Here is a 26,525-nt window from a genome sequence, read left to right as displayed (position 1 = left end):
GCTCGCCGCATCGAATAGACCGCGCGAACCTCAGGGCTGCGGTTACCGACGTCGCTCACGTGTCGGCTGACCTGAGGGATCGGTCATGAGAAACCACGTGCTCATAGCCCCGGACTCGTTCAAGGGAACCTACTCATCGCGCGAAGTCGCAGTTGCCATCGGCCTCGGGGCCGGTGTCGCTGCAGACATCTGTCCAGTCGCCGACGGAGGCGAGGGAACCGTGGAGACCCTTGTCAGCGCCACCCGCGGCTGGACGTCCGCTGTGGACGTCCATGACCCACTCGAGCGCCCGTGCAGCGGAGTTCTCGGTTGGACAGACCGCGAGACCGCCGTTATCGAGGCTGCATCGGCGTCGGGATTGACGCTGCTCGCGCCCGACGAACGAGATGCGGAGCGGGCGACCTCTCGCGGCACCGGCGAGCTCATCGTGGCCGCGAAGGCTGCGGGGGCGCGAACAATCCTCCTCGGGGTCGGCGGCACGGCCTCGACCGACGGCGGCGCTGGTGCGATCGCCGCTATCGACGAGTCAGGCGGGCTCGGCGAGGTCACCCTCAAACTTCTGTGTGACGTTCGAACGACATTTGTGAACGCAGCACGCATCTTTGCCCCGCAAAAGGGCGCCGACCGCCCCACAGTGGAGCGGCTAGTTCGTCGACTGGAGAACTTCGCCGACAACCTTCCGCGAGATCCACGGGGAATTCCGCTGACCGGAGCAGGCGGCGGGCTCGCTGGTGGTCTATGGGCTCGATACAACGCGCAACTGGTGCCCGGTGCCCAAACCATATTGGATCTGGTGAATTTTGATGCCCGCCTGGCATCGGCGACGGCGGTGATAACTGGTGAGGGTTGCTTCGATGCGCAAACTCTCGACGGAAAGCTGGTCCAAGAGGTCATCACAAGGGCGCACCTGGCGGGAAAGCCAGTGCACATCGTTGCCGGATCGACGTTGTACGACAGCGAACGCACGCATGCAATGGGAATTTCCTCCCTGAGGCTGGCGCGCAATGAACACGAGATGCAGGCGGCTGGCGCCGAGATTATGGCCACGGCCCAATCCGAATCGGTCACCGACGGCGGTGCCATCAGGTGAGTACCCGCGAACGACCTCCCTCGCAGCCAAGGCAGGACAGCACCAACTTCGATCTCAGCGGCCGCCGCGCGGTGGTCACAGGAGCAGCGCGCGGGATCGGCCGCGCCGCTGCATGTGCACTCGCCGCCGCCGGTGCCGAAGTCGTCGCCGTGGACATCAGCGCTGAGGAGCTGGAGCGCACCGCCAACTCGATCGCAGCCTCAGGCGGTGTTGCCCACATGATCGTCGTGGACGTGACCAGCGACAGCAGCGTCCAAGATTTGGTCGCTACGGTTAGCCAACGCGGCGGGGTCGACATCCTCGTGAACGCCGCAGGCATCATCCGTCGCGGCCACTCACTCGATGCCACTGTCGAGGATCTGGAAGACCTGTGGAAGGTCAACGTCCGCGGCCTCTACGCCGTGACTCAGGCATTGCTGCCGCACATGGTCGGCAGGAATTCGGCGAAGATCATCAACGTCGGGTCCCTGGGCTCTTTGCTGGGGCTCGAGAATCGTGCCGCTTATGCAGCCACGAAAGGGGCCGTTCGGCAGTACACGCAAAGCCTCGCCGTCGACCTCGGACAGTACGGAATCCGAGCGAACGCAATCGCTCCTGGCTATATCGCCACGGAGATGAATCGCCAGTGGCTCGAGACCGAGACCGCGCAGCGAGCACGACTGATCAAGCGAATCCCATTAGGTCGGCTCGGCACACCACACGACATCGCCGGGGCGTTCGTGTTCCTGGCCTCGCCAGCATCGGACTACATCACCGGCCAGCTACTCGTCGTCGACGGGGGGTGGTCGAGTTGGTGAAGCCAACTCCAATTCCAAACCACGGAACAACATCAGGGGAATCCATGAAATCAGCGACACCGAACGCCAGTAATGCCAGTGTTCGCAGTATCGACGCCTTCGTTGGTGTCAACGCCTCCATGGCGCTGCCCATGACGAAGGGATTCGAGCCCGACTACCAGGGCCTTGGACGCTATGCCCGGTGGTTGGTCGACCAAGGCGTCACCGGTGTCACCGTCAACGCCGACACCGGTGAAGGGGCCCATCTGTCGCTCGAGGAACGTATACGAGTGATCGAGTCCGTCAAGTCCGAAGTGGGCGAGGCGATCCTTGTCGCGTCCGGACTTATTGCCTCGCACACCCAGCAGGCAGTCGAAATCGCCTCTGCACTCCGAACTGCCGGCGCCGATGCGCTGCTGGTGTTCGGCATCCCTGCTTTCAATGGCAAGCCACTGCCGTCCGAGCTCGTCTACCAGTACTTTGCATCGCTGAGCGAATGCGACATTCCTCTGATCGGGTTCAACCTCACGGCGTCGTTGGGTGGCGTCGTCTTCGAACCGGAGGTGATCGCACGCATCGCAACTATCGACAATCTCGTTGCCCTCAAAGAGGCGTCGTTCGACGCCGCGTCCTACGTAGCCTCACGTGACGCTCTCCGCTCAGCAGCACCGAACATCGCCTTTCTGTCCGGCTGCGACAACTTCATGTACGAGTCGTTCGTCCTCGGGGCCGACGGCGCGCTGCTAGGCTACGCGGGGCTGGCAGCCGAACTCACCTGCCAGGTGTTCGGCGCAGTCGCATCCAAAGATTTCGAGCGCGCCGAGACACTGAGTCGAGATCGCATGCAACCACTGGCCGAAGTCCTGTTCGGAGCGCCAGTCCGCAACTCCCGAGCCCGGATAAAAGAAGGCCTGCGCCTGCTGGGTCTCATCGACGAGACCACAGTCCGGCCGCCTCTACTGCCATTGCAGGACTCTGAGCGGGCCGCTGTAAAGGCCGCGATGACCGTAGCCGGACTGCTGTGATGCTAACCGATGACGCAAGCCGTCGAGCTGTTGCTGAGGTGAACGAAGCATTTCGAACGCAGTTGATCACTGCCATCGAATACACGCCACGGCCCCTTCTTTCCGTGGTCCTCTGAGCATCAGCTCCCGGTGCGGTGAGTCCGTTTCTTCGGGCCATCGCCGGAGATATGTTGGAACCGCAAATGTTTCGGGATCACCTCCATATGCACCCAGCTACCAGTAGCGTTCATGTTTTCAAATCCGTTGAGGTGATCGAAAACGATGTTGGTTTCGATTCCGTCTACCGAGCTGTCCATCGCCAACTCGTGTGCGACGAAGTCCCGAAGCTTCGCAGAGGAAGGACAGGCGACATGGATCAGGAAATCGTGCGTTCCACCGACATGGAAGACATCAAGAACCGCCGGAAGCCGGATGACGCGGCGCGCGTACGCGGAAACCTCATGCCGCGCTTGCGCTTTGAGACGAACCGAGACCATTGCCTGCAGCGGCAGTCCCAGAGCTGCCCAGTCGGGGTGGGCGTGATAGGACTTGATCACTCCACGCTGATGGAGATTGCGGATTCGCATCAGACAGGTCGACTGAGCGATTCCAAGTATTTCCGACAGTTGGCGGTTGGATGTCCGAGCGTCTCGGGTCAATTCCCACACGATCCGTTCATCGATGGCATCCAGTTCGGCATGCTCCGCATCGCCCGTCATGACCCACTCCTCGGTTCGAACAAAATTCGGCACTTGTAGCGCCTCGATGTGCTCAGTGAGCATCTTCCAGTCGAGTCTAGTTGTCTCAATAGTGGGATTCAACCAGCGACCGAATTATTCGCAACGGCCAAGCGGTGTCATGCGAAATGGACAGGGGGTACGTAGACGCGTCGCCGGGTGTCCCAGGGAATTTTAGCGGTGGACCTTCCTGCTCCGACTCGTTCGAAGAGTATGTTCGTCGATTTGCTCAGGGCGGGAACGAAGGTGAAAGCGTCGAAATTTGTGATACTCGATGGTGAAAGACGTAGCTGTGACGGAGAGCTACGCCTCCGTGCTTGACGGTGGTGGCCTGAATGGTATTGCCTGGGCAACAGGTGTCGTTGCCGGACTGGCCGACGTCGGATCGAAGTAACCCAAGCGGACCTGATGATCGGAACATCAGCTGGTGCGAACGTCGCAGCGCAGCTCTGAAGCGATCTAATTGGTTTGCGGATCGCGCAACACCGCAGGCGCGATGCCGCCCTTTGGAGGCGGTCATCAGCCTTCCTGGGGCACATCGGGGCAGGCGGCGACGGCGATTGGCGGCACACGCATGCTGCTACGTCGAAGTCCTCAGTCGCCCACCGGAATCATCTCCAAGTTCACACCGTTGTGAACACGCCGACGCCGTTGTTGGGACGACGAGAGTGTCGGACACTCTCATCTGGAGACGATTCCATCCGGAATCGGGTGACCGCGTTCTCACTCGGCCGAGGGCCAGGTAATGCGGAATTGCACTACTGCAGTGCATCGTTGGTCCAGCGCTTAAGAACCCGCAATTTCTGATCTTGGGTGGGCGCCACGGCACGAGAGCGGATTCAGCCACGGAACCAGAGCCTCTAAGTCTTCGGAAGTTAGCTTGGTGACGTGCTTCTCACACTCATGATGATTGCCGTTTCTGTAGTCAAACTCTGTAAACATGCGGATGTTACACACTGAGCAATTCCGCGTAGTCATCGCAGTGCCCGCTTCTCTTGCTGCGTAACCTCATGAAGGAGCACCGCCTCACGAGCTTCGCCGGGCCGTGGAAGCTCTTGGTACAGCGTGAACCCCAGATCCTGAGTAAGAAAGGTCCGCTTTGCCCATTCATACGCGTAGAGTGCCCGTTGCAGCCAGTGCGATGGACAATCTTGAAAACCGTCGTCGGGGTGAGGATCGTCCATCATCAGAGCCTCCATAGCCGCATGGAAGCCAGCTTTATTGATATCGATTTCGTGAGCATACATGATTGATCTCTATTCTTGCGTTATCGTGAGGTACTACGGGCAATGGCGGCAAAGCAAGAGGCAGTAGAATGCTGATGGCTAAACATCGCCAATTGCGCAGCCACGCTGGTCCAGGTTCGGTAGCAGGCGGCCGGTGCGAGCGCAGCGGCTTTGCCATTGGCGGCCAGAGTGTTGAACATCTGCACCGCACTGTCGATTTCGACGGTGGCATCGAGCGCGCCGGCGCCAACAAGGGAGCCGGGACTGATATCGACGATGCATCCAGCGGGCCTGACGCCAGGAAGACGATCGGCGGCACGACAGCGCCGACAGTGGCGCCCTGGAACGCAACTGGCGGCCGTGCCGAGAGCATCGTCGGCCAGCGAACCGATTCCTGTGACCAGGATGGCGGTGGTCGCGATCGCCCGGATCGAGATGTTCATCGTGCTTCCTAGGAGTTCCGTTCAAGGATGGGATTCGTTCGCCGCCCCCCCACGAAAGGTGGCTATCGAATGCTGATCCTGAGCAGTACGGAAGCAGTGGAACGACCGGCGCGACGGGAATATCCCCGCATGCTCTCGATCAGCTTTCGACGCAATAGAGCCAGCCAAATAGGTAGGCAGACTCACGCTAGTTACCTATTCACAATCGTTGCCTCCCGACATGTCGTTGTTCGTGGTATGGCTTCCGATATGGCGAGGATCAGTAGATCCTCCGTTAACTTTACGACCCATCAGCCCTGCGTCTGACGTTTCCTACTTACTAACAGCAACATTTGAGCATTACTCGGTGCAGAGTCAACGGGTGGCGAAGAAAGTTCGTCAAATGGCCTATTCGATCCGTATTGCGCCGAAGTATGTTCGTGACAGAATTTGTCTGGCGAATGAAATGCGGTGCCGGCATCTCGGTCGAGCGTCGGTACGCGAGGTTGAACGACACCAGTTACGAGGGCGCTGGACGTGGTACGTCAAGATCATAAATGCAGGTTCAACGTAGAGGGGCGCTGCTCAGTGAAGCCACGGTGGCCATCGGCTACTGCTACCGCATACCCGCAGCCGACCCCACAGTCTCGACACTCTCGGAGGCCGACGAGCCCGGCCACTGGCACGGCGAGCCCGGCACCCGACTTCCCACACCTGCCGCTCGACGACGGCATCTCGACACCAAACCTAGTCCGCGACGGCCGCTACCTTCTGCTCACCGGGCAGAGGGGCGCACCTGGACACCAGTCGCACGGGAAATCGATCCGCGCGCCACCTTTCTCGAGGTACCCGCTGCCTCGTTACGCAACCGCCCGCCCGTCAACACGCCCAGCTGCCGCCTGCGGCCTCAGCGACAACGGCGCCCTGCTGGTCCGCCCAGGCCACGTCATCGCCTGGCGCGCAGGCCATCTCACCCATGGCGCCACCGCTGCCTTGATCAGCGCCGCACGACGAGCGCTCGTCCGCGCGCACGTCATTACCTGCTGACTGACCAGACGGTCGGGGGATCGGGAATGCGGCACGCCCGTTCCGCCACGCGCAGCGGCGGATACGCTCACCTCTTCGACAAATAATTCCTTGCGTCGCCGACTGCGGGGCGGGCCTCCGCGGCATCATCGTGGACCATACCAACAACACCATCACCGCTGGTCCAGCCATTGACGTTGTTTTTCGGGCGATCACTGCTTTCGCAGCTAGTTCAGCGATCCTTGAGCTGCGGCGATATACGCCGAGCGCTTCTCCAGCGCCTTTTCCCACAGCAGATCTGCCTCGCCTCGGCAGTCCGCTGTCGCTGAGCTTCGCAGTCGGCAAAAGTCCTCGACGAAGTCGTGCAGTTGCGCCAAAGCCGAGTGGAACTCGCCCATTACAGGCATCAGCTCAGGCGGTCCAGCAAGCTGGGCAGCGGCCCTCGGATCCAGCAGCTGGGACCACATCTGCATGACCGCATCACGATGTTGCTCGAGAGCTTGCGCTTGGTCGCGACGTTCGAGCACGAGAATGAGCCGGCAGCCGCCGACGATCTTGTCTGCAGCGGCGAGGTATCCGAGATGGGCAGCATGTTGCCGATCGCGCAGGGCATCGGATCGGGATGCGACAGCTATCCTGTGCTGGTTCCGTGCAGTCAGCCAGTTCGCCGCAAAGGTGACTCCGCCACCCACGAGTGTTCCTGCTAACCCGAACACTGCCGGAGCAAGCTCAAACGCCATGCGGCACAGGTTAACTCGCGAACTCGGTTGGAATGACGAACTTTCGACAGTTGAATACGCGATCCTGCCAGTCCGGAACCCCGAGCTGGATCGCCGCCTCGCCACCATCACACCCGACGCCTGCACCACACCTGTCGTGATCAGCTACAGTCACCGCGAATGCCACTGAACTGCACGATCTCTTCTCTCCGACCCACAGGTCCTCAATGCACCCCCTGAGAAGCGGCGTCGAACCTTGCATGGACTACGAGGAGCGCCAGGCCCTCATCGACGAGGGTGTCGACCCCGACAATCTAAGGATGCAACTGCGCCGAGCTGCGGTCAGCTACTGGCTCAGGCGCCGCGCTATCGAAGCCGGTATCTGGCCCTGGCGACTGCCTCGCCGGGGGTGTAGAACGTCAGCGTCGTAGGGGCGACGGGGCGCGATGACACAATTGCCGAGCTCGACAGGCCCTTCTTGCGCAGGCCGATTGTGGACAGCTAGCGTCGGTTTCGCGCCAGTAGTGTGCCGAAATCCCCTTCCGCTGCTGACGTTTCGTACGGCAGGACCCCCGACGGCTTGCCCTTTCCACCCCTCGCCATCGTCGGGGGTTCTGTCGTTCTCTTGCTCTTACTGCTCCGCTTCCGGAGGTGTTTCGTGAGTTATGGTCCCAGCCTTGTCATCTGGCTTCAGATCATCGAGTTCATCGGTAGCCTGATCGGTGCGATCACTGGTGCCCCGCCTCCGTGATCGCTCCTGGCATCCGCAGTCGCACGTGCACGGTGTCGCTTTGGCGATCAGCATCCACCTGCGTGGCCGTACCGATCCGGGACATTCGTCGTGCCGGTCCAGCGCGCACAACAGGCTCAGGCCCTCGGGTCTTGTTTCGTATATGAGATCGAAAGCGACACCGCCGATCTCGATTCCCCGATCCAGGAAGTAGGACAGCTTCCATCCTTCGCGGGTCAACTCTTTGATTCCCAGCATCGAGTAGGTCGACCACTGTGGGTCGATGCCCTGCTTGAGGTAGGCCGTCAGGTCGGTGTCCTCGGGGTATTCCAGGGGTGTCTCACTGATTCCGAGACCTGCGACGAACTGGAACTTGCCCTGTCGACGGATCTCTTGCAGACCGAGGCCCGGCCACAGCGGCAGAGTCGTGCTCGCGGCTGGGTGCCAGGTCATTTCACGGATCACAGTGTCGAGGTTGGCGCGGAAGGCATCCGGTTCGCTGTAGCGGCGGTATCCGCTTCCCCAGTACCGCCAGCCGTGTTCGATCCGGTCTCGCCGCCACACCCCCTCGGGTAATTCGTCGACGCTCATGCGCGTCCCCAAACAGTCGCGACGTGGCAGGTGTCGGGTGCGGCTGGTCGGGTGTCCCACCAGTGGATGTCTCCGCCTGCCGGGTCGATGAAGTAGGCCCATCCGATCAGCGGATGCGTGCGAGCATCGTCGAGGTTGTAGCCGTGCATGCGTGGTCCGATGGTGTAGGAGAAGCCGTAGCCCTCGATCACCCGGCCCTTGTGCAAGGGCCGGTAGAGGTTTGTTTCGGCGTCGCCCTCATCGAGTTCGGGCCACAGATACGCCCACCCGTAGCGCTGTCGCGCAAGGGTGGCCAGGACGGTCTCGATGCCATCGCGGGCCACAAGTTGCCCGAGGCGCGGCAGCATCGCCTGTGGTGTGCCGTCGACGTGGATATAGACACCGGTGGCTTTCGTACCGCCGAGTCTGCCCACGATGCAGGGCTCACTCATTGTTGTGTCTCCCGTAGATGTGGTGAACCAAATCCGGTGCCCGGCCAGGTGCTAGCTGGCCGGGATCCAGCCCGCGAACAGGGTGTTCGCGGAACCTGCTGCGGTGCAGCAGGAGTCGAAATCGCCGCTCGATGTGGCGGCAGTGATCGCCGGAGGAGTCCGGCTCTCCAGCCGATTCGTGGCCTTCAGACCTGCGAGCGCGCGAGCTCGCCTGCTACCTCGAGGAGGCGTGCATGGCTGCTCCAGCGGGGCTCGACTGGGCGTGGGCGCAGAACACCGGCGGGAACCTGACCAGCGCGCAGCGTCGTCAGCTGACCGGGGTGATGCTCGCCATGCTGCCTGGTCTGGTTATCGACGCGTTGCGGGCACGGACCGGCTACCACGGCACCGCACAATTTGAGCTGGCCGATGCACGGCTACCCGATACCGAGCTCGTGCGCGAAGCTGAACGCGAGGCCCGCGCGGTGTTGTCGCCGACGCTGCTCGAGCACTCCTATCGCACATATTGGTTCGCTCGCGTACTCGCGGCCGTCGACGGGGCGGATTACGACGACGAACTGGCCTACGTGTCGTGTCTGCTGCACGATCTGGCGCTCGAACATCCCACGCCCGGTTGCTGTTTCGCCGTCGTCGGAGCTCGCCGCGCTATCGCGATCGCGCTGGCGGCCGGTGAGACACCGGAGCGGGCGCAGGATCTCGGGGCGGCGGTGGCCGGGCATATGACCCTCGGTGTGAGCAGCGACCTGTCGGATCCTGCCGGGTTCGTCGCAGCCGGAACGAGTCTGGATTTGTTCGGTGCGCGCTTGTCGGAACTCGATCCCACCTGGGTGCGGGAGTTGCTGTCGCTGCACCCCCGGCTGGGGTTCAAACATGCTGCGGTCCAGGCGATTCAAGCTGAGAAGGCCGCCGTGCCGGGAGGTAGGACGGCATGGTTGGCATCATGGGGATTCGAGCTGCTGATCACCGCCGCCGCGTTCCCGGAGTAGCCGGTGAGACGGCGAGAGCGCCGACCCGTGCCAGCAGGGTCGGCGCTCTCTGGTCACCTCGTCACTCGGGTCAGCGTGGGATGCGGACCCAGCTGGCCGGGCTGGCGATCACCAGCTTGGCGAGTTCGTTCGCGGTGGCGGGGGTGAACAGTCCACCGCCGATCGCCTGGTGGCCGGTCATCCTGTTACCGGCGACCCAACCTCCGGGCCTGCGTTCCCAGATCCCGGTCACATCCCGCTTGTCCAGGCGGGGCCGCCCGTAGGCGTTGACTGGGGTGCCGAACAGGATGACGCGTGGGTTGCTGTCGACCACCAGCTGGCTGATGTTGATCTCCCAGCCCGACAGCAGCAGCGCCGAGATCAGTGCTGCGAACCCGAGACCGTCGTCGGCCACCAGTTCGGCGATGATGGACGAGAAGCCGTGGCCATCACACGAGACGACTTCACCACATCTCGCGCACCGCAGCTCGATGCTTTCGCGGCACGGGGTGCGTTGTTCACTCATTTGCGTGCTTGTTCCTTCCTGGGTGCCTGCGACGCTGTGCCGCAGGCTGTTTCGCGACGGACGAGGTGCCCGCCGCCTGGTATGGCGAAGCCCCAGCCACCTGGTGGTGGCTGGGGCCTGGTCGGTTTAGGAGTCGAGGGCCTTCTTGCCGCCGCCGACTCGGGTGTGTCCCACATCGGCTGCGTTGGCGCTGCGGACGCCCGCATCGAATCCAGCACCGCTATTGCGATGCGCGACAGAGCGTTTGACCGTTTTCGGCCACTTCTTGTTGAACGCGGCCTGAGTGCGTTCCTCGTCCTGACGGATCGCCAGTTCCACCGACGTGCCCGCATCGCGGATCGCGTTAGCCTCCGCCTCAGCGAGACGCTGATGGACCATGCCCGCGAACCCGCCCATGAACGACTGGCGCTCACGAACGACAGCGGCGTGGTCGAACGGGTCATCTGGCACGTACTTGCTTGTCGCAGACAGCATTTGCGGCATCAGCAAGCTGTAGAGGAACCGTGCTCGTTCGACGTTGCGGCGCACACCAATGATCCGCTGCACACCCGCACCGCAGTCGACGCCGCGGTTGTGCAGCGCGTTGGTGGCCGCGGCGAGCAACAGGATGCGTTGTTCCCGGTACCGGATCGGGATGTCGAAACGTACGACGATGATCTGGTTGTCGCGCGCCGACTGCGCATTCTGCTGCCCGGAGGCTCGTACTCGCATTTCATCGAGGTTGTGTTTGGCCAGCAGTTCGTAGGCTTTCGCCCGGAACGTGTCGGCCTCGGCTGGGTTGTCAGTGCCGTCCGCCTTGGCGAAAAGGCCCCGCACTCGCCGCATGATCTTCTCGGTGGATATCGAATCCTGTTCGGATTCCATAGGTTTCCTCTCCCGGAGATGGTTGGATAGGTGAGTCCGGTTGAGGTGTGTAAGCGACGCCTCAACCGGACTTCGACCGGCACAGCCGGTTGTCAGGCGGCTGCGCCCTCGTCGATCACTTCTTCCTCCACGCCTGCGGCGGCGTCCTCGGTGTCGAGGCCACTGTCGCTGGGATCGGGTTCCGCCGATTCCTGCTCTCGATCGGTGTCGGGGGCAGGTTCGTCCTGCGGTGGGGGTGTCGAACCGCTGGGCAGCCCTTTGGATTCCGGGTCGATGGTGGGTTCCGGGGCCGCCGTCTCCGGCTTGTTCTCGGTGCCCTCCTTCGGTGTGGGCTTGGCCTGCGCTTTCGCGCTGGTCTTGCCGGTGCTCCGCTTGCCCTTGCTGGCAGGCTGGGGCGCAGCTTCCTCCTCGTCGATGGGTGCGAGCACCCATTCGGCGAGGTTGCGACCGACGTAGGCGGTCAGCTGCTCTGCGGTGCGGTTCTGGAATCCGGTGCCGTCCGGGCGGCTGTAGCCGCACAGCTCGGCGACCTGCACCCATCCGATGTCGGTGCGGTGATGCCATGTCGCGGTGACGATCTTGCGGTTGCGCAGCGCTTTGCCGTCAGCGTCGACGGGTGTCCCGACGACGGTGACGGCGGGTCGGCCGTCGATGACCTTCTGTAAGGTCTGGTACTGCCAGCCACACAGGAACATCGCACCCAACAGATTCGCGTATCCCGGATCGTCATACACCAGAGCCGATCCCAGGAATGGGTCGTTCTCCTCTGGCGCGATCCGGGAACCGCACGTGCCGCAGAACGGATTCTGCTTGCCCTGCACCGGTTCCGGTGCAGGGTCGGCCTTGCGGGGCTCGGCCTGATTGGGCTGAGCCTTGCTCGGCGCGGCCTTGGCCGGTCTGGTGTTGCGCGTGCGGGTGCTCTTGCGAGTGGACATGAATTCTCCCAGTTGAACTACTGCGGCCACATCAATGGCCACAGAAACGAAAAGACAGAAATATTCTGTCTTGCATGAGTTCACACTGTGGAATTGTCAAAACGGCATGCGGAGGCCACGCGAGCGGGTAAAACTGCGTGCGACTTCCCCCGTAATTTGGCATGGCTCCGCTGTCACCGGAATGCCGAATTCACCCAGAAGACGATATGAATAAGCCGTACCAATAGGCTGATTGTTGGGGCGACCCCGCCGTAAGTCGAAGGCAGGTGCCCAGTGGTGAATGAAGTCTGATAAAGCACTTCCACAACCAAGAAATCACACTCACCTCTGATATGCAAGAGGTGAATTCAAATCAGATGAAAAAGGCTGAATATGATCTGTGTGGCCTGGAATTGATCAGGGTAGGTGAATAGCCCCAGGGCAATCTGAGGGCCTTAAAATGGCTCAGAGGGCTGGCTATGGGTGTGTGCTGTGTCTGTAGTGGGTGGCCTCTAGCCTGCCCATTGAGCCCTACCTTTGGGCTGCACAGGAAATCATGCAGAGTGAGGATTTCATATGACATCATGTTCACCCTGGCGCAGTGCCGTCCGACCGCCTGATCTATTCAGGGGAGGGGAGCGCCGGTGATCAGCCTTCCTGGATATCCCACCTCTGCCCAGCTGCTGGATGGGCTCGCCGAAGCCGGTAAGCCAGTGATCCTCAACTTCAGCCGCGGCAAGGACTCCGTCGCGGTATGGCTCGAACTCGCCGACCGCGACATCCAGGTGATCCCGATCCACAAGTCCATCGTCCCGGGCCTGGGTTTCATCCGCGCCGATCTCGACCGCTACGAGCAGCATTTCGGAACCAGGATTATCGACCTGCCCGCGGACGCGTTCTGGAGGATGCTGTCCAACTTGGTGTTTCAACCACCCGAGCGGTGCGCGATCATCGAGGCCGCCGACCTGTGGGTCCCCACGCGCGAGGAATGGGATGAGTTGATGCGTGAGGCGTTCGCGGCCCCGGACACGTGGATCCTCGATGGTGTCCGCGCCGCCGACTCCGCGACCCGGATGCTGGCGATCAAGCGGTGGGGAGCGGTCAAACACCGCACCCGCCGCCAGTCCCCGATCTGGGACTGGGAAACCAAAGAGGTATGGGCACGGATCAAACAAGCAGGGCTCGAACTCGGCCCCGACTACCGGATGTTCAAACGGTCCCTCGACGGCATCCGCTACGACTACCTAGGCCCCATCCGCACCCACTACCCCGACGATTACCAGACGATCCTGTCGTGGTTCCCACTCGCCGATCTCGAAATCTTCCGCGCGGAGGTCATGAATGCCGCTCCCTGACGAAGTCCTCGCCATCCTGAAAGCCGGAAAATCGAAAGTCAAAGCGTCACGCGAAGACATCGCCGACGCACTACGACGCCAACCCCACCCCGACCCACTCGCCGAGGTCCGCGACTCCTCCACCGGCAACCTCGAAGCCGACGTGAAAGCCGAACTCGACGCCCTCGGCAAAGGACTATCGGGGGCGAGTAAGCAATGGGCCGAAAAGTTCGCGGCGATGAACGACTCCGAATTCTGGATCGCGATCTGCTTCCGATCCCGAGAACAGAAGGACGAGTTTCTCCGGAAGGCTGAACTGATCGAACTGGGCGATAAATACCTCGACGGAGAAAAAGTCGCCCGCATCCTCGGCATCGACCTCGACGGCTGATAATTCCCGGACTCTGAGTTCGGACTTACTCATCCAGTAGTCGGTTCAAAACTTCCTCGCTGGCTTCTACCGGAAGCTTGTGTTGTGGTCGAGCGAATTGAACTCGACGTGGGTGTTGGCGGCTCTTGTCGCATCCCCGTCCAGTCGCACGCCATCTTCGTGCTCGTACAGGTGCTTGCTGGCGCTGCCGGTTAACAGCAAGATCCCCACGACCACGAGCCAACCCACATCGGGGAAGTCCGGCACCGGTACCGTGGTTAACACCTGGATGATCTTGTGCGCGACCATGCCCATTCCGATCAGGCCCGGCACCACGAACAGCCATAACCACAGGGTTCGACGTGTTCTTGTTCGTTGGGCATCGAACACACGGTAGACCCCGATCGCGCCGCAGCCGCACGGCACGTGCGCGCTGGTCTCGCCCTGGGCAGGACGCGCCGTCTCGATCGGGGTGCGCCACCCTTGATGCACTTGGCGAATGCTCGGATAGTCGCTGACCGGCGGTGGCCGCCTGAACCGCCAGAACTCCAGGAACACCGACGCCATCACATCATCCTTTGCAACTTTGGTGTGGTCCGGTCGCCCAGAGTACGTGGGAACAAAGGCAATTCGCAGGACTTGACCCCAGTCCACGCCCCGGCCGTTCCGGTGAACATCAACCACCGCAATGAATTACAGGAAAAACCCTCAGATCACGCGAGCGCCCCGTCGCCGGGGCCCTCGCGTGCAGCTTCCGATTCAGGGGAAGGAGGTAGGAGATGAATCGCTTCGCAGCAGCAGGCCGCCGCCTGGGCACCGTGATCCGCGCGGCAGGACAGCGTGCCCGCAGCCGGATCGCCGGATCCCGTGGCGCGGCCTCCACGTCCGGCTCGTAACCCACCGCCGGTGGCCTCATCTCGATGGTGGGGCCACACGGTGGCTCACCTTTCGGAAGGAGGCGACCGCAATGACCGCACCCGATTTCCCCGTGATTCCGCTGCGCCGCCCAGCACAGCCAGTGTCGGTGTCGGCGTGGAAGGACAGCCCACCGGAGTGGCTGACCGAGGAGGCCCGCCGGATGTGGGAGCAGCTGGCTGTCCACACCGAGCTGAATCCCGCGAATCTGGTCGAGTTCGCCTGCTACTGCGAAGCATTGGCAGAGTTCCAGGAAGCGACCGTCATCCTCGGTGAAACCGGGTTGCTGGTGATCGATGCCGCCTCCGGTGCTCCGGTACCGAACCCGATCAGCGCGGTACGCGACCGCGCCGACCGCAAGATCGCGGCATGGGCGGCACGGTTTCGCTCCTGATGGCCCGACCAAGAAACACCGATCCACCCCGCCCGCGCAACACCGCCCGGGGCGGGGGATCCCGGCCCGGCAAGATCACCGACGCCGACCAGGCGCACATCATCGAGCTGCACGCACAAGGCAAGGGCCGCAACGAGATCGCCGACATCCTCGGCGTCACCCGCAGCGCCATCACCTACTGGGCCCGCAAACTCGAGTTGCGTTTCGATGAATCCCAGACCGCCGAGGCGAGTGCCGCGCGCCTCGAGCAGCTCAAGCGCCGCCGCCTGGATCTGGCGGAGATGATCGAGCACCAGATCCCCGCGCTGCATGAACGGTTGTGGAGTCCGGTCACCACCTACGAACGCGGCGTGGACTCTCTGATCCCGGTGACGCTGCCGCTACCACCGCTGCGTGATGTCCGCGACGGCTACACCGCGCTATCGCTGGCGTTGCGCAGCCTCACCGAACTACTGACCAGCCACAGCAACGACACCGTCGCAGCTGACCGTTCAATGCTTTCGGACCTGTTCGGCAAACTCAAAGCCGCCGTCGAAGCCGACCAGGCCCCCGATCAGATCAGCGACGATCCAACCGAGGACGGCCTGGTCGACGCATTGGGCGACGAGGACGAGCTGGGGCCGCCGCAGTGAGTGTGCTCGATGAACTGCCGATCTCCCGCAAACAAGCAGTGTCGATCGTGGCGGCCAGCGCCCGCTGCAATATTTGGGAGGGCGCGATCCGGAGCGGGAAGACTATCGCTTCGATTCTGTGCTGGCTGATCTTTCTGTCGAACCCGCCCCCGGGTGGGCAGTTCGTCATGGTTGGGCGCACGCGGGAATCACTGGCCCGCAATGTCATCGAACCCATGCGCGACCCTGCACTGTTCGGGCATCTCGCTGCGCGGGTGTCCTACACCCTCGGCGCACCGACTGCGACCATCCTCGGGCGCCGCGTCTACATGCTCGGCGCCAGCGACGCCAAAGCCGAAATGTCGTTACGTGGCCTGACGGTCGCGGGGGCCTACGTCGATGAGATCACCGTCATCCGCCCGGACTTCTTCCGCCAGCTACTCGGTCGCATGAGCCTTGATGACGCGCGCCTGTTCGGGTCCACGAACCCCGACAACCCGGTGCACTGGCTCAAACGGGAGTTCCTCGATCGCATCGGCAAACTCGACGCAGACGGCGAACCGCTGTTGCCGGATTGGCGGACATGGCATTTCGAGCTCGATGACAACCCTGCCCTGTCGGAGAAACGCAAACTTCAGTACAAACGCGAATACAGCGGGTTGTGGTATCGCCGCTTCATTCTGGGGCACTGGGTTGCCGCCGACGGGTCGGTGTTCGACTCCTGGACCGACCAGCACATCATCGACTGGGCGGCACTGCCGTTGATGCGGCAGTTGATCGCGATCGGCATCGATTACGGCACCACCAACCCCACCCACGCCGTACTGGTGGGCCTCGGCGTCGACGGTGTCCTCTACGCCGTCGACGAATACTGCTACGAGCCATCGACAATGAGCAGACGCAAAACCGACGCCGAACTATCAGCCGACCTGCGCGCGTGGCTGGCCGAAGCTCACCTACCGGATCCGCGCCAGTCCCGCATGCGCGCCGAGCACGTCATCGCCGACCCATCGGCCGCGTCACTGCGGGTGCAACTCGACACCGATGGCATCGAGACCGCGGTCGCCGACAACGACGTCCTCTACGGGCTACGCGTGTTGGCGATGCTGTTCGCCCGCAACCTGCTTCGGATCTCCACCCGCTGCCCAGCCCTGTTGCTGGAGATCCCCGGCTACTCCTGGTCGACCACCGCCACCGAGGAAGGCCAGGACGCCCCGATCAAGGTCAACGATCACGGCATCGATGCCCTGCGGTATGCGGTGATCACCACTGAACGGTTGTGGCGTCCGGTGATCGGATTCGACGAGGTCCCCGATGCTGCCTGACGCGAATATCGCTTGGCCGCCACCACCATTCGACCAAGCACACAAAGCGATGACGGTGTGGGATGCCTGGTACACCGGCGACACCAACCGGCTCACCGACATCTACCAGCGCCATCCGGCGTATCGGCCCGCCCAGTTCTCCGGCGGCCTCGTCGGCCGAATCGCCCGCTTCTTCTGGGGCCGCCCCAACCCCCAAGCCACCAAACGACTCCACATCCCGCTCGCGGCCGACCTCGCGCGGGGCTCATCGAGCCTGCTGTTCTCCCAACCACCGCGCTTCGTCATCGGCGAGGACGACGCTCGCGGGGACCGCAAGACCGCTCAATCCCGTCTGGAGTTGCTGCTCGGGGGAGCCGATACAGCCGCGACCCTGCTGGAGGCCGGCGAGCTTGCTTCGGTGTTGGGTGGGGTGTATCTGCGGGCATGGTGGGACCGCGCCGTGAGCGACCACGTCAACCTCGGCAAGATGGCCGCTGACTGCGCTGTGCCGCGCTGGCGTTACGACCGCTTGGTCGGGGTCACGTTCTGGCAGGTCGTCGCAGAAGACACATCCAATGGCGTGGTCTGGCGGCATCTGGAACACCACGCACCCGGCCGCATCTACCACGGCCTCTACCTCGGCGGCCGAGCCAAACTCGGTCAGCGCCGCCCGCTGATCGAACACCCCGACACCGCATGGGCTGCACCGCTTGTCGATGCGGACTCCGCCATCGCCACCGGGCTGAATACCCTCACCGCCTGCTACGTGCCCAACGTCCGGTTCAACCGGATCTGGCGCCACACCCCAGGTTTGGCTTCACTGGGCCGCTCCGACCTCGAAGGACAAGAACCACTCCTGGACGCCCTCGATGAAACCTATTCGGCGTGGATGCGCGATATCGAACTCGGCCGCAGCCGATTGTTCGTCGACAAATCGCTCACCCAATCCCGCGGACCAGGCTCGGGCGCAGTGTTCGACTCCGAGCAGGCGATCTTCACACCACTACCAGGAGCCGGGTTGGGCAGCCTGAAGGACGGAAGCGCGCCGATCATCCCGCAGCAGTTCACCATCCGCTGGCAAGAACACCGCGAAACCGCCACCGAGATCACCGAACTCATCCTGCGCGGCGCGGGTCTATCGGCCTCCACCTTCGGTGACACCCGCACCGCCGGACTGATCACCGCCACCGAGATCAACTCCCGCGACAAACTCTCCGAAGCCACCCGCGACCAGAAAATCAACTACTGGAAAGCCGAACTCGCCCCACTCGCACGCACCATCACCGAACTCGACCGCATCCACTTCGGCAGCCAGATCCAGCTGAAGGCCAACCCTGAAGTGCGCTGGCCCGTCCGCGCGCAAGCTCCGCCGCTCGAGACAGCACAACGGCTCGCTGCTCTCAAAGCCGTGGACCTGATCTCCACCGAACAGGCAGTGCGCGAACGCAACCCGAACTGGTCCGGAGACGACGTCAACGACGAAGTCAACCGCATCCGCACCGAAGTCGACCAACGGATCCGCAACCAGGCAACCCAACCCGGCGCGCCCGGCCCGGCAGCCGCGATGAGCGACTCAGCGCACTGACCCTGGCAGCCGGATTCCTTTGCGGCCAAGGCATTTCAGGGCCGAACCACAAAGACCCAGTGAGGAAGGAACTCATGTCCGACGATCCCACCCCGCTCGACGAACCGACCGAACCGCCCGCCACCGCAACGGAACCATCTCCGTCTGCCGAACCAGCTCCGCCCCAGCCCGCGCCGGAGCGGATCGAAGGCCCCGACCCAACACAGCTGTCCGAGATCATCACCGAGTTGCGGCGTGACCTGGAGAGCGCACGCACCGGTGCATCCGCGGCCGCCGACCAAGCGGCTCAGCAAGCCCGCGACGCAGTTGTACAGGAGATCGGGCGCGCGCTCGGCTTGGTCGCCGACGAGGACGCCGATCCAGAGCAGGTCATCGCCGAACTCACCGACCGCGCCAGCACATCGGACCGCAAACTACGCGACTACCGCATCAAAGACGCCATCACCTCGGCCGCCGACACCCACCACGGCGACCACAAACTACTGATCCCATACCTGCGCGGCATTGGCGTTCTCGACGAACTCGACCCGGAGGCAACCGATTTCACCACCCAAGTCGATGCGTTGGTTGCCGACGCCATCACCACCAACCCGAAACTCGCCAACACCCCACCGGTTGCGCGCTCAGGCGGAGAGTTCAACGCGGCCAACGCCACCCCACCCGCCCCGGCGGTGGACGACGACATCGAGGCCATCCGCCGCAAAGTCCGTGACTCGATCGCCGACTCCCGCACCTAGGAGACCGCCGTGCCCAACATCTTCCTCACCCCCGACATCCTGGCGCGCCGCGGCCTGGCCAACCTGTATGAGCTGACCGTCATGCTGCCGCTGGTCTACCGCGACGTCTCCAGCGACTTCGGCCCACAAAAGGTCGGCAACACCGTCAACGTCAAGCGACCCCCACGCTTCGAAGCCACCACCTTCGACCGCGCCCGCGGCATCGTCATCCAAGACACCACCGAATCCAAAATCCCCGTCGTCCTGGACACCATCGCCGACGTCTCGGTCGAAGTCACTAGCGAGGAACTGACCCTCGATATCGAAAGCTTCGACGAGCAGATCCTGCGCCCCGCCATGGAAGCGATCTCCCAGAAAGTCGACCGCGACATCCTGTCACTGCGCAGCCAGGTCACCCAGCACTGCGGAGCCGAACCCATGGAAAACGGAACCAGCCGCGCCTGGGAGAACCCCGAGAACCTGATCGAAGCCGGACGCCTGCTCGACATCAACAGTGTCCCCGCACCCGGGCGACGCGCCGTGGTGGGGCCGACCACCAAGGCCCGCTGGCTCGGCAAACCGCTGCTGCTGCACGCCGACAAGTCCAATTCCACCGCAGCGCTGCGGCAAGGCTCCATCGGGCAGCAGATCGTCGGGTTCGACACCTTCTGGACCCAGAACGTCGGCCAGCCCGCACCCAACCCAGCACCAGGTGAACCCAGCACCGAGGTCGGTGTCGCGTTCCACTCCACCGCTTTCGCTTTCGCGTCCGCACCGATGGAACTGCCGCCCGGCGCCGACGTGTACACCGTTGAGTACAAGGGTCTGTCGATGCGTGTGGCCATGGATTACGACATCCGGCACAAGACCACCGTGATCTCCGTCGACACCCTCTACGGCGTCACATGCCTCGACCCCGCCCGCGCCGTGCTGCTCAAGGGCCCCAACGCCACCACCGCACCCGCACCGACACCCGGCCCGACTCCGGTACCAGCACCCGCGACGGAGACGGGCAACAGTGGCGCAGAAACGAATCCCGGGACCGGGAAACGGAATACAACGACCGGTAAAGATGCCGCCAAGACCTCGGCGGCGGCGTGATGCTCGTCTACGCCACCCCCGCTGATCTCACCGGCCGCCTCGACCCCGTCCCCGGCAACGCTGCCGCGCTGATCACGGCGGCCTCCACCCGAATCCGCGACATCACCAGCAACGACCTCTACGACATCACCCCCGCGGGCTTGCCTGCCGATGATGACCTGCGCGAAGCGCTTCGTGAGGCAACCTGTGTGCAGGTCATCGCATGGGTGGACGCCGGAATCGATCCCTCGGCCGCCGGGCTACGGCCAGTGGTCGCCAGCCAGAGCGCCGACGGCGGATCGGTCACCTACACCCAGCCCGACCCCGATACGATCCAGCGGGCAGCCGAACGCCTCTGCCACGAAGCCGTTCTCGTGCTCCGCAACGCAGGCTTGGCCAGCGGGCAGCCCCTCATCTGCTGATGGACACACCGGAGTATCCGTTCGGGGTGATGCTTGAGGTTTACCGCGAAGGCAAACCCGACGCCTACGGCGACCTCCGCGACCAAGACGGCCAGCTCCTGGACCGGTACGCCCACCCCAACCACCGGATCGGGCCGTGCTCAATCTCCTGGACCAGCGGTGAGGATTACGTCGATGGCGAAATGATTACCGTCGCCGCGCAAATCACCGCCCCGCTCGGTTCGGACATCTTGGCCACCGACCGCGTCAAGATCGACGGCCAGCCGTTCCGCATCGTCGGAGCCGTCCTCACCCCATGCAATCCGCTTACAGGCTGGTCGCCCGGGCACCGATTCCGCATCGCCCGCGGGTTTTGACCCGCGCCGTCGGACGGTCTCTCGATGCTGCGGTGCGACATGGGCGGCAGATCAGAAGGGCGGTTCATCGTCCCACACGGCGGTAGTCGGAGGGAGCGCGCTCTCGGGTAGGGGCAGATTGGTCACGACATACAGATTCAGAAGATCGTTGCGATCGATGAACATGATCTGGCTTCTCTTCGTGGCATCGAGCGTGTTGCCCAGCCAGTTTCGAGCGGCTTTCGTGATCTCTCCGCCCGCCACGATGAAAGCGTGGTCGACGAGTACGCGTTTGTTGATGTCTGGATCAAAGATCTCGTGCGCGAGCATCATGAGCGCTTGATTGTGTATTTCGGCGATATTCGCGTTTCCGGACTTGGTTACGCCGGAAGCGTCCAGCTGGCCCTTCTTGACCTGGATGCCGAAGTACAAGATGTGCTGAGTCGGCAGCGTGTACCGCATCCAGACGTCTTTGCCGTACTCGAGCGCTTTGTCTTTGTGCCCCGCCGCAGTGATCCGGTGGAAGCCGAGTTGACGGAAAAGCGGAAGCAAGACCTCCTCGGTCAACTCGTCCTCACTGCACTTATCCAGGTACGCCGCGAGATCACTGCGGCGCTTGACCTCCACTGCGGTAAGGGGGCGATGCGGACTCGGCTGTAACACAGTGACGGTGTTGGTCCCGGTATGACGCAGGTAGCAATGACGATCCTCTGCATAGAAGGCTTCGAACCCTTCCCGCGCCAACACCTCGTTGAGCATCGCCAACGCCTTCGGACGGTCCGGCCCCTCGTTGAGCGCGTCACTCGGACTCATCAGTTGATCGATGAGACGGCAGAAGGTCTCCGGAGGATGCATTGGGCCATCGTGGGGCTCGTTCAACATCGCGTCGAGCACATCGGCAACCCACCGATGCCGAGTCGACCCGTCATGAATCCAGTTGGTGCCCAAGTCATCGAAGAACTCGGTGATGTACGAGCTGGACCGATACGGAAAGTACCTCGGCTCCACACCGAACCCTGGGTCGTCCGACCCCAGATTTCCACAGACCAACTCGGCCAGCGCCTCCGAGTTCCTCCGTCTGAACTTCATCTCTCCCCTTAACTCGAACGAGCCGACGACCTTCTACTACAGCAGAACAGATCGCTCTGGGACCGCCATATGCAACGCGCTACCCACCCTTCCGGGAAGCAGGAACAGGAGAACAAGGTGGACTACGACCCCGGCGGCAACACGCTCGACCTCGCCGTCGGCACCGGCACCGGTACCCGCCAGATCCTTCAGCACATCGTGGACCTGGGCGCGGACTATTGGCGCACCCGCTCCCACCGACGCACCGGCCGCAACGCCACCTCCGTCACCGGCTACGTCGATCCCGGGGATGGCCACCAGTTCGGCGTCGTGCACGCCTACAGCCACTACGCCGAATACCGCGAACGCGGCACCCGCTATAATGCCGCCGAGCACGTCCTGGCCGACTTCCTCCACGGGATCCAGGCCCTGTGATGCCGACATATCCGAACGTGCACGAAGTTTTGATCACGCTGCTGTCGCCGGTCGCGCCCACCGTCAAGGCGAAGCGGCAAGGACAACCCTTGCCCTACAACGTCGTTCGCCGCATCGGAGGTGCCGAGGACGGCATCACCGATCATCCGATCGTGCGCGTCGACAACTACGCCACCACCGACGAACAAGCCGAACGTATGAAAGAAGAATGCCGCCAACGCATCACCGAATCCGGCTGTACCCTCGTCGGCGAAGTACTGATCGACACCACCCGCGAGATCACCGGTGGCCAAGACGTGCCCGTCCCTGATCCTGCGGATCGGAAACAGACGGCGGTGTACCAGCTTTCGTTCCGGGCGCTCTAGAACCGGTAAATCACCTCCGCGCTAGAGTAGGAACTGCCGCGCTTTGCAAGAGTACGACCCAATGCCGTGCAGCTCCGTCCGCATTGATCCCTGCCGAACAATCAGGCCTTTGTCGGCGGTGGTTGGAAGCCTTGTGGCCACACTGTCTTCGGCGAGAATTTGACATCGGTGAGGTCTGCTTCGGTGAGATCGGCATCGGTGAAGTCTGCACCAGCCAAGTTGGTCCGGCGTAGGTTCGAACCTCGGAACACCGCGCCCACGCAGCTGCAATTCTGCAGGTCGGCGCCGTTCAGATCGGCGTTGGCGAAGTTGGCCTTGTCGAGGGTGGATTGCGAGATATCCGCTTCCTGGAGATTGGCCCCACGAAGGTCGGCCCCCTCAAACGAAGTGTTCCACGCGGACGCCGATGTCAGGATGGCCTCCTGCAAGTTCGCATGTGGCAGTTCAGCATCGACCATATCTGCACGTGACAGATCAACTTTAGTGAGTTTGGCTCTTCTCAGCATGACCTCCCAGAGTCGAGCATCCGCAAGCTTGGCATCGCGGAGGTCAGCGTCAGTGAGTTGAGCGCCACTGAGGTTCGCGCTCTCCAGATGCGCGTGTACGAGACTGGCACCTGCCAGGTCCACGCTGTCAAGATCCGCTTGCCTCATCTGGGCGCGGTCGAGCCGGGCATGGGCAAGGTCTGCGAAGGAAAGCCGCGCATCCGACAAATCAGCGTGCTCGAGATTGGCACCTTGAAGGTCAGCGGACGCCAGTTCGACCTGGCGCAGATCGGCACCAGTCAGGTCGACACCTGGCAATGTGATGGAGTTGAGGTCGCAATACTTCAGCGAGGACCTGGCTAGGCTTGTTTCGGCTGTGCGCCAGCACTTCTCACCGCCATCGAGGAGACGTCGTTCGCAAATGATGCGCACGATGGTCTGGCGAACCTCCTGCTCGGCGAGCTGATTTGCACTAGCCATCTCAGTTCGTGCGTCCAGTACAGGAACGCGCAGGTACGCGCGCAGCAGATTGATACAGACTTGTCGTTCTTGGTCATCATCGAATTTGTGCCAATCATCGGCCAGCGATGTGAGCGCGTAGACACCAGCAAGGCGGATCGCAGGCGAGGCGTCGGCTACCTGTCCGGCCACAGTGGTGTAGCGGTCACGAAGTGAGGCTTCGCGCTCGCGTTGTGCCTTGTCGTTATGGTGCTCACGGTCCTGCTGACGTGTCCGATTGCCGTTCGCGAATGCCAGCACACCTGCGGAGATCGCTCCTGCACCGGCGAGCGCCGTTGCGATCGGTTGGGCCGCGATGCGCCAAAAGCCGGACGAACTGTACAGCAGCGCAAGGACTACTGCGGCAATCGCGAGGACGGACCCGCCGGCGATCAATATCCGGTGCCGCGTGGAGGTAGGACTTCGCTGCTTGATGGCTCCGGTCACCGCATCCGTCTATCACACGCTGCGTAGCGGCGGCCACCGATCCCGCTCCATGACAACAGGACTCGCACTTAGCCAGGCCCTCACGAATGTGTAGAGGGCCGAACTCCCTACGGAAGGGACCGCCATGTCGATATGGCACATCACGATCACCAACCAGGGTGATCACCTCGAAGAAATAAGGAGAACCGTTATGGCACAGCAGGACACCATCGACGCCCTGGCCACCCAGCTGGACAAGGCACGCGACGAGATCGTCGCCGAGATCGGCCGCCTCGAGGACCTGGTCGCTTCCGGTGGCGGTGAGCAGCTGGACTTCACCGCTCAAGCAGCGTGTGCAGGCCCTCGACGACGTGGTCGCCGATGCCCCGACACCCGGCGGTGAGCAGCCGCAGAACCCACAGGAGCCGGGCACCGAGCAGCCCACCCCCGCGCCGGGTTCCGAGGAACCCGCCCCGGCTCCGGGCACCGATTCGGCTGACGCGGCCTGACGTGAATGCCGTTGCCTCCCACACGGCATGGGTGGGAGGCAACGACGATTCATTCGAGAGGAATCCTTATGGCGGTAGCCACGTTCGAGCAGATCGTCAACGCGAACAAGGATCTGCTGTTCAAGCCGCTCAAAGGGGCGGTGCTAGTAGCGCCGATGACCGTCGAGGTGCCGATCGCATTCACGGCGGGGGCGTCGGCGAAGTTTCAATCGCTGGAGGGATATTCGTCGCTGGGCTTGATCGATAAATCCGGTGGGCCGCAGTTCAAGCCTGAGCAGCAGTTGTCGGAGACCGAGAGCTGGGGCTGGCTCGAGCCGACGCGTTCGGACATCGTCAAACGCGACATGAGTGTCGGGTTCACCGCCCAAGAGTTCAAATGGCCTGTGCTGGAGCTCGTTTCGGGTCGCAGTCTGGCCGATGTGCAGGCCGACGCAGTGACCAAGGAGCTGTCGTGGAACGAGCCGGTCTCCCCGGACACCATCCACTACCGGGTCATCTTCTTGTTCGTCGACGGTGTCGGCGCGCGGGAGAAATGGGTGCTGCGGGTGATGCCGCGCGCCAGCGTGACCGAGGTCGGTCAGCAGCAATGGAACTCGGAGAACATCGCCGCATGGCCGATCACCGTCAAGGCCACCGTCGATGACAAGCTCGGCTACTCGATGCGCAACGTCCTGTGCGGTCCCGGCGTCGGCGACCTCGTGCTCCCGATGGGCTTCACCATCGCCACCCCACCCGCGACCCCGCCGCCCGCCGGCACCAGCGGCACCGCGGGCACACCACAGAAGGTGGCATAAATGGCGAACTCCAGGCGGCGCAAACCCCGCCGCAAGAACACCGACACCAACGCACCGGTGAAGTCGACCTGGTTGCAGATGCGCGACGAGGCTAGAGCGACCCGGCAACGGAAACGCAAGCAGCCCTACATGTTCGACGGCACCACTCCGCCGACGCCGGTCCACGAACCCGACACCGTGTGGCAGGTACTCACTTTGGCGGCGTTGTTAGACGGGCAGGACATGCCCGCAGGGCGGATCCGGGAACTGTTCGAAGCATTGTGCGGCGACGGGTTCGAGGCGGTGTGGGCGGTGGTGAAAGACGAGCCCGCCGAGGTGCTGTGGCCGTTGTTCGATGCCATCAACACCCATTTCAACGCGCTGCCCGACCCGGCGCAGGCGGGTGAGCTGCCGGGGGGCTGAGTGGCCTCGTGCTGCTCATCGAAGACTTCGGTGAGCAGATCGAGGCCGACCTGTTCACCCACGGTTGGGACCTTCTGGACTATATGCGTGGCGAACGCCCATGGTCACAGCTGATCCGGCTGCTGCGACGATTGCCGATGTGGTCGCACTACCAAGCCGCCCTACTGATGGACCCCGAACTCGGCCAACTCCGCGCCCAGCAAGAGCCCGCTGAAGAGGCTGAGCCGCAACCACTTTCACCCCTGCACTACGACCTGCCCGCACTGTTGGCGTTGCGGCATATCGACATCACCAAGGAACTCATCCGCGTCGTCGCCTCGGTATTCGCCGCCACCCCGGCCGCACCGTTACCGCCGGAGCCGCGCCCGACCACCGCGGAGGCCCAGGCGCGTGCGCGTGCCGACCGGGACCAGGTACTCGATGTCCTTACCCGGTTGGGGGTTCAGGTGTAGCAAG

The 26,525-nt window shown here is 63.0% G+C and carries 33 protein-coding genes; 21 read left to right on the top strand and 12 right to left on the bottom strand.

The annotated features are described in order from the left end of the window. The first annotated feature begins 85 nt into the window (after positions 1-85). The 3 genes from ACQP2D_RS23165 to ACQP2D_RS23155 are packed head-to-tail and all read left to right on the top strand — an operon-like array spanning position 86 to position 2,891. Entirely contained in the window at positions 86-1,090 is a 1,005-nt protein-coding gene (locus ACQP2D_RS23165) for a glycerate kinase family protein (RefSeq protein ID WP_433678006.1), read from the top strand. Continuing rightward, on the top strand, positions 1,087-1,887 hold the full coding sequence (locus tag ACQP2D_RS23160; protein WP_433678005.1) for an SDR family NAD(P)-dependent oxidoreductase: 801 nt from the start codon (positions 1,087-1,089) through the stop codon (positions 1,885-1,887). Before ACQP2D_RS23165 ends, ACQP2D_RS23160 begins: the two co-directional genes overlap by 4 nt. A gap of 44 nt (positions 1,888-1,931) precedes the next feature. Beyond that, positions 1,932-2,891, top strand: coding sequence for a dihydrodipicolinate synthase family protein (locus tag ACQP2D_RS23155; protein ID WP_433678004.1), 960 nt, complete (start codon positions 1,932-1,934; stop codon positions 2,889-2,891). 119 nt (positions 2,892-3,010) lie between these two features. On the opposite strand, the gene ACQP2D_RS23150 is transcribed toward ACQP2D_RS23155, so the two are convergent. The 3 genes from ACQP2D_RS23150 to ACQP2D_RS23140 form a co-directional block, all read right to left on the bottom strand. Then, positions 3,011-3,652, bottom strand: a complete 642-nt coding sequence (locus tag ACQP2D_RS23150) for an Lrp/AsnC family transcriptional regulator (protein ID WP_433678003.1) — start codon at positions 3,650-3,652, stop codon at positions 3,011-3,013. Positions 3,653-4,581: 929 nt separating this feature from the next. After that, complete coding sequence (locus ACQP2D_RS23145) at positions 4,582-4,854, bottom strand: hypothetical protein (RefSeq protein WP_433678002.1); 273 nt, start codon at positions 4,852-4,854, stop codon at positions 4,582-4,584. 20 nt (positions 4,855-4,874) lie between these two features. Beyond that, entirely contained in the window at positions 4,875-5,276 is a 402-nt protein-coding gene (locus ACQP2D_RS23140) for a hypothetical protein (RefSeq protein ID WP_433678001.1), read from the bottom strand. A 516-nt stretch (positions 5,277-5,792) separates the two neighbouring features. Here ACQP2D_RS23140 and ACQP2D_RS23135 point away from each other — a divergent pair. Beyond that, on the top strand, positions 5,793-6,302 hold the full coding sequence (locus ACQP2D_RS23135; protein WP_433678000.1) for a hypothetical protein: 510 nt from the start codon (positions 5,793-5,795) through the stop codon (positions 6,300-6,302). A gap of 206 nt (positions 6,303-6,508) precedes the next feature. Here ACQP2D_RS23135 and ACQP2D_RS23130 read toward each other — a convergent pair whose 3' ends face one another. From ACQP2D_RS23130 to ACQP2D_RS23120, 3 genes are all read right to left on the bottom strand, one after another. Then, the gene (locus ACQP2D_RS23130; RefSeq protein ID WP_433677999.1) at positions 6,509-7,021 is read right to left on the bottom strand and encodes a hypothetical protein; all 513 of its coding nucleotides are present in this window, start codon (positions 7,019-7,021) and stop codon (positions 6,509-6,511) included. A gap of 610 nt (positions 7,022-7,631) precedes the next feature. Then, positions 7,632-8,321 (bottom strand): hypothetical protein, encoded by a 690-nt coding sequence (locus ACQP2D_RS23125; RefSeq protein WP_433677998.1) that lies wholly within the window; start codon positions 8,319-8,321, stop codon positions 7,632-7,634. Next, complete coding sequence (locus ACQP2D_RS23120) at positions 8,318-8,752, bottom strand: hypothetical protein (protein WP_433677997.1); 435 nt, start codon at positions 8,750-8,752, stop codon at positions 8,318-8,320. The genes ACQP2D_RS23125 and ACQP2D_RS23120 overlap by 4 nt, the downstream gene beginning before the upstream one ends. A 233-nt stretch (positions 8,753-8,985) precedes the next feature. Between ACQP2D_RS23120 and ACQP2D_RS23115 the strand changes: the two genes are divergently transcribed. Beyond that, positions 8,986-9,738 (top strand): phosphohydrolase, encoded by a 753-nt coding sequence (locus ACQP2D_RS23115; RefSeq protein ID WP_433677996.1) that lies wholly within the window; start codon positions 8,986-8,988, stop codon positions 9,736-9,738. Between the two features lie 70 nt (positions 9,739-9,808). On the opposite strand, the gene ACQP2D_RS23110 is transcribed toward ACQP2D_RS23115, so the two are convergent. The 3 genes from ACQP2D_RS23110 to ACQP2D_RS23100 all read right to left on the bottom strand — a co-directional run bounded on the left by ACQP2D_RS23110 (position 9,809) and on the right by ACQP2D_RS23100 (position 12,042). Then, positions 9,809-10,243 (bottom strand): hypothetical protein, encoded by a 435-nt coding sequence (locus ACQP2D_RS23110; protein ID WP_433677995.1) that lies wholly within the window; start codon positions 10,241-10,243, stop codon positions 9,809-9,811. A gap of 126 nt (positions 10,244-10,369) precedes the next feature. Continuing rightward, complete coding sequence (locus ACQP2D_RS23105; protein ID WP_433677994.1) at positions 10,370-11,107, bottom strand: DUF2786 domain-containing protein; 738 nt, start codon at positions 11,105-11,107, stop codon at positions 10,370-10,372. Positions 11,108-11,199: 92 nt separating this feature from the next. Beyond that, positions 11,200-12,042 carry a hypothetical protein gene (locus ACQP2D_RS23100; RefSeq protein WP_433677993.1) on the bottom strand — a complete coding sequence of 281 codons (843 nt, stop codon included), beginning with the start codon at positions 12,040-12,042 and terminating at the stop codon, positions 11,200-11,202. Between the two features lie 623 nt (positions 12,043-12,665). On the opposite strand from ACQP2D_RS23100, the gene ACQP2D_RS23095 reads away from it, so the two are divergent. Continuing rightward, positions 12,666-13,376, top strand: coding sequence for a hypothetical protein (locus ACQP2D_RS23095; RefSeq protein ID WP_433677992.1), 711 nt, complete (start codon positions 12,666-12,668; stop codon positions 13,374-13,376). Next, positions 13,363-13,746, top strand: a complete 384-nt coding sequence (locus tag ACQP2D_RS23090) for a hypothetical protein (RefSeq protein WP_433677991.1) — start codon at positions 13,363-13,365, stop codon at positions 13,744-13,746. Before ACQP2D_RS23095 ends, ACQP2D_RS23090 begins: the two co-directional genes overlap by 14 nt. 66 nt (positions 13,747-13,812) lie before the next feature. On the opposite strand, the gene ACQP2D_RS23085 is transcribed toward ACQP2D_RS23090, so the two are convergent. Continuing rightward, positions 13,813-14,292 carry a hypothetical protein gene (locus ACQP2D_RS23085; RefSeq protein ID WP_433677990.1) on the bottom strand — a complete coding sequence of 160 codons (480 nt, stop codon included), beginning with the start codon at positions 14,290-14,292 and terminating at the stop codon, positions 13,813-13,815. 400 nt (positions 14,293-14,692) lie between these two features. On the opposite strand from ACQP2D_RS23085, the gene ACQP2D_RS23080 reads away from it, so the two are divergent. The 8 genes from ACQP2D_RS23080 (at position 14,693) to ACQP2D_RS23045 (ending at position 21,108) form a co-directional block, all read left to right on the top strand. Next, entirely contained in the window at positions 14,693-15,034 is a 342-nt protein-coding gene (locus tag ACQP2D_RS23080) for a P27 family phage terminase small subunit (protein ID WP_433677989.1), read from the top strand. Further along, positions 15,034-15,666: a helix-turn-helix domain-containing protein gene (locus tag ACQP2D_RS23075; protein ID WP_433677988.1), complete on the top strand. Its 633-nt coding sequence runs from the start codon at positions 15,034-15,036 to the stop codon at positions 15,664-15,666. The genes ACQP2D_RS23080 and ACQP2D_RS23075 overlap by 1 nt, the downstream gene beginning before the upstream one ends. Then, complete coding sequence (locus tag ACQP2D_RS23070) at positions 15,663-16,970, top strand: PBSX family phage terminase large subunit (RefSeq protein WP_433677987.1); 1,308 nt, start codon at positions 15,663-15,665, stop codon at positions 16,968-16,970. Before ACQP2D_RS23075 ends, ACQP2D_RS23070 begins: the two co-directional genes overlap by 4 nt. After that, complete coding sequence (locus ACQP2D_RS23065) at positions 16,960-18,534, top strand: hypothetical protein (protein WP_433677986.1); 1,575 nt, start codon at positions 16,960-16,962, stop codon at positions 18,532-18,534. Before ACQP2D_RS23070 ends, ACQP2D_RS23065 begins: the two co-directional genes overlap by 11 nt. 74 nt (positions 18,535-18,608) lie before the next feature. Next, on the top strand, positions 18,609-19,271 hold the full coding sequence (locus ACQP2D_RS23060; RefSeq protein ID WP_433677985.1) for a hypothetical protein: 663 nt from the start codon (positions 18,609-18,611) through the stop codon (positions 19,269-19,271). Positions 19,272-19,280: 9 nt separating this feature from the next. Then, entirely contained in the window at positions 19,281-20,351 is a 1,071-nt protein-coding gene (locus tag ACQP2D_RS23055; protein ID WP_433677984.1) for a P22 phage major capsid protein family protein, read from the top strand. Next, positions 20,348-20,752 carry a hypothetical protein gene (locus tag ACQP2D_RS23050; RefSeq protein WP_433677983.1) on the top strand — a complete coding sequence of 135 codons (405 nt, stop codon included), beginning with the start codon at positions 20,348-20,350 and terminating at the stop codon, positions 20,750-20,752. The genes ACQP2D_RS23055 and ACQP2D_RS23050 overlap by 4 nt, the downstream gene beginning before the upstream one ends. Beyond that, positions 20,752-21,108 (top strand): hypothetical protein, encoded by a 357-nt coding sequence (locus ACQP2D_RS23045; RefSeq protein ID WP_433677982.1) that lies wholly within the window; start codon positions 20,752-20,754, stop codon positions 21,106-21,108. Before ACQP2D_RS23050 ends, ACQP2D_RS23045 begins: the two co-directional genes overlap by 1 nt. 51 nt (positions 21,109-21,159) lie before the next feature. Here the strand turns inward: ACQP2D_RS23045 and ACQP2D_RS23040 are convergent, their stop codons facing one another. Further along, on the bottom strand, positions 21,160-21,942 hold the full coding sequence (locus ACQP2D_RS23040) for a hypothetical protein (protein ID WP_433677981.1): 783 nt from the start codon (positions 21,940-21,942) through the stop codon (positions 21,160-21,162). Positions 21,943-22,245: 303 nt separating this feature from the next. On the opposite strand from ACQP2D_RS23040, the gene ACQP2D_RS23035 reads away from it, so the two are divergent. Both ACQP2D_RS23035 and ACQP2D_RS23030 read left to right on the top strand, forming a co-directional pair. After that, the gene (locus ACQP2D_RS23035) at positions 22,246-22,590 is read left to right on the top strand and encodes a hypothetical protein (protein ID WP_433677980.1); all 345 of its coding nucleotides are present in this window, start codon (positions 22,246-22,248) and stop codon (positions 22,588-22,590) included. A gap of 29 nt (positions 22,591-22,619) precedes the next feature. Beyond that, complete coding sequence (locus ACQP2D_RS23030) at positions 22,620-22,955, top strand: hypothetical protein (RefSeq protein ID WP_433677979.1); 336 nt, start codon at positions 22,620-22,622, stop codon at positions 22,953-22,955. Positions 22,956-23,056: 101 nt separating this feature from the next. Here ACQP2D_RS23030 and ACQP2D_RS23025 read toward each other — a convergent pair whose 3' ends face one another. Beyond that, on the bottom strand, positions 23,057-24,385 hold the full coding sequence (locus ACQP2D_RS23025) for a pentapeptide repeat-containing protein (RefSeq protein WP_433677978.1): 1,329 nt from the start codon (positions 24,383-24,385) through the stop codon (positions 23,057-23,059). 190 nt (positions 24,386-24,575) lie between these two features. Between ACQP2D_RS23025 and ACQP2D_RS23020 the strand changes: the two genes are divergently transcribed. From ACQP2D_RS23020 to ACQP2D_RS23005, 4 genes are all read left to right on the top strand, one after another. Then, positions 24,576-24,767 carry a hypothetical protein gene (locus ACQP2D_RS23020; RefSeq protein ID WP_433677977.1) on the top strand — a complete coding sequence of 64 codons (192 nt, stop codon included), beginning with the start codon at positions 24,576-24,578 and terminating at the stop codon, positions 24,765-24,767. Between the two features lie 174 nt (positions 24,768-24,941). After that, on the top strand, positions 24,942-25,667 hold the full coding sequence (locus ACQP2D_RS23015; protein WP_433677976.1) for a hypothetical protein: 726 nt from the start codon (positions 24,942-24,944) through the stop codon (positions 25,665-25,667). Continuing rightward, positions 25,668-26,069: a hypothetical protein gene (locus ACQP2D_RS23010; RefSeq protein ID WP_433677975.1), complete on the top strand. Its 402-nt coding sequence runs from the start codon at positions 25,668-25,670 to the stop codon at positions 26,067-26,069. 8 nt (positions 26,070-26,077) lie between these two features. Beyond that, positions 26,078-26,521: a hypothetical protein gene (locus tag ACQP2D_RS23005; protein ID WP_433677974.1), complete on the top strand. Its 444-nt coding sequence runs from the start codon at positions 26,078-26,080 to the stop codon at positions 26,519-26,521. The last annotated feature ends 4 nt before the right edge of the window (positions 26,522-26,525 follow it).

Origin of the sequence: Nocardia sp. CA-119907 (assembly GCF_050955995.1) — a bacterium.
GTDB lineage: Bacteria > Actinomycetota > Actinomycetes > Mycobacteriales > Mycobacteriaceae > Nocardia.
This window is presented reverse-complemented; position numbering and strand designations above follow the sequence as displayed.

Excerpts from the sequence above, each read along its gene's own strand:
- ACQP2D_RS23115 (WP_433677996.1), top strand. The coding sequence starts at position 8,986 with ATGGCTGCTCCAGCGGGGCTCGACTGGGCGTGGGCGCAGAACACCGGC.
- ACQP2D_RS23130 (WP_433677999.1), bottom strand. The coding sequence starts at position 7,021 with ATGGCGTTTGAGCTTGCTCCGGCAGTGTTCGGGTTAGCAGGAACACTC.
- ACQP2D_RS23065 (WP_433677986.1), top strand. The coding sequence starts at position 16,960 with ATGCTGCCTGACGCGAATATCGCTTGGCCGCCACCACCATTCGACCAA.
- ACQP2D_RS23105 (WP_433677994.1), bottom strand. The coding sequence starts at position 11,107 with ATGGAATCCGAACAGGATTCGATATCCACCGAGAAGATCATGCGGCGA.
- ACQP2D_RS23165 (WP_433678006.1), top strand. The coding sequence starts at position 86 with ATGAGAAACCACGTGCTCATAGCCCCGGACTCGTTCAAGGGAACCTAC.
- ACQP2D_RS23075 (WP_433677988.1), top strand. The coding sequence starts at position 15,034 with ATGGCCCGACCAAGAAACACCGATCCACCCCGCCCGCGCAACACCGCC.
- ACQP2D_RS23015 (WP_433677976.1), top strand. The coding sequence starts at position 24,942 with ATGGCGGTAGCCACGTTCGAGCAGATCGTCAACGCGAACAAGGATCTG.
- ACQP2D_RS23145 (WP_433678002.1), bottom strand. The coding sequence starts at position 4,854 with ATGTATGCTCACGAAATCGATATCAATAAAGCTGGCTTCCATGCGGCT.
- ACQP2D_RS23100 (WP_433677993.1), bottom strand. The coding sequence starts at position 12,042 with ATGTCCACTCGCAAGAGCACCCGCACGCGCAACACCAGACCGGCCAAG.
- ACQP2D_RS23155 (WP_433678004.1), top strand. The coding sequence starts at position 1,932 with ATGAAATCAGCGACACCGAACGCCAGTAATGCCAGTGTTCGCAGTATC.
- ACQP2D_RS23140 (WP_433678001.1), bottom strand. The coding sequence starts at position 5,276 with ATGAACATCTCGATCCGGGCGATCGCGACCACCGCCATCCTGGTCACA.
- ACQP2D_RS23110 (WP_433677995.1), bottom strand. The coding sequence starts at position 10,243 with ATGAGTGAACAACGCACCCCGTGCCGCGAAAGCATCGAGCTGCGGTGC.
- ACQP2D_RS23020 (WP_433677977.1), top strand. The coding sequence starts at position 24,576 with ATGGCACAGCAGGACACCATCGACGCCCTGGCCACCCAGCTGGACAAG.
- ACQP2D_RS23010 (WP_433677975.1), top strand. The coding sequence starts at position 25,668 with ATGGCGAACTCCAGGCGGCGCAAACCCCGCCGCAAGAACACCGACACC.
- ACQP2D_RS23035 (WP_433677980.1), top strand. The coding sequence starts at position 22,246 with ATGCAACGCGCTACCCACCCTTCCGGGAAGCAGGAACAGGAGAACAAG.
- ACQP2D_RS23125 (WP_433677998.1), bottom strand. The coding sequence starts at position 8,321 with ATGAGCGTCGACGAATTACCCGAGGGGGTGTGGCGGCGAGACCGGATC.
- ACQP2D_RS23085 (WP_433677990.1), bottom strand. The coding sequence starts at position 14,292 with ATGGCGTCGGTGTTCCTGGAGTTCTGGCGGTTCAGGCGGCCACCGCCG.
- ACQP2D_RS23120 (WP_433677997.1), bottom strand. The coding sequence starts at position 8,752 with ATGAGTGAGCCCTGCATCGTGGGCAGACTCGGCGGTACGAAAGCCACC.
- ACQP2D_RS23060 (WP_433677985.1), top strand. The coding sequence starts at position 18,609 with ATGTCCGACGATCCCACCCCGCTCGACGAACCGACCGAACCGCCCGCC.
- ACQP2D_RS23080 (WP_433677989.1), top strand. The coding sequence starts at position 14,693 with ATGACCGCACCCGATTTCCCCGTGATTCCGCTGCGCCGCCCAGCACAG.
- ACQP2D_RS23040 (WP_433677981.1), bottom strand. The coding sequence starts at position 21,942 with ATGCATCCTCCGGAGACCTTCTGCCGTCTCATCGATCAACTGATGAGT.
- ACQP2D_RS23090 (WP_433677991.1), top strand. The coding sequence starts at position 13,363 with ATGCCGCTCCCTGACGAAGTCCTCGCCATCCTGAAAGCCGGAAAATCG.
- ACQP2D_RS23150 (WP_433678003.1), bottom strand. The coding sequence starts at position 3,652 with ATGCTCACTGAGCACATCGAGGCGCTACAAGTGCCGAATTTTGTTCGA.
- ACQP2D_RS23045 (WP_433677982.1), top strand. The coding sequence starts at position 20,752 with ATGGACACACCGGAGTATCCGTTCGGGGTGATGCTTGAGGTTTACCGC.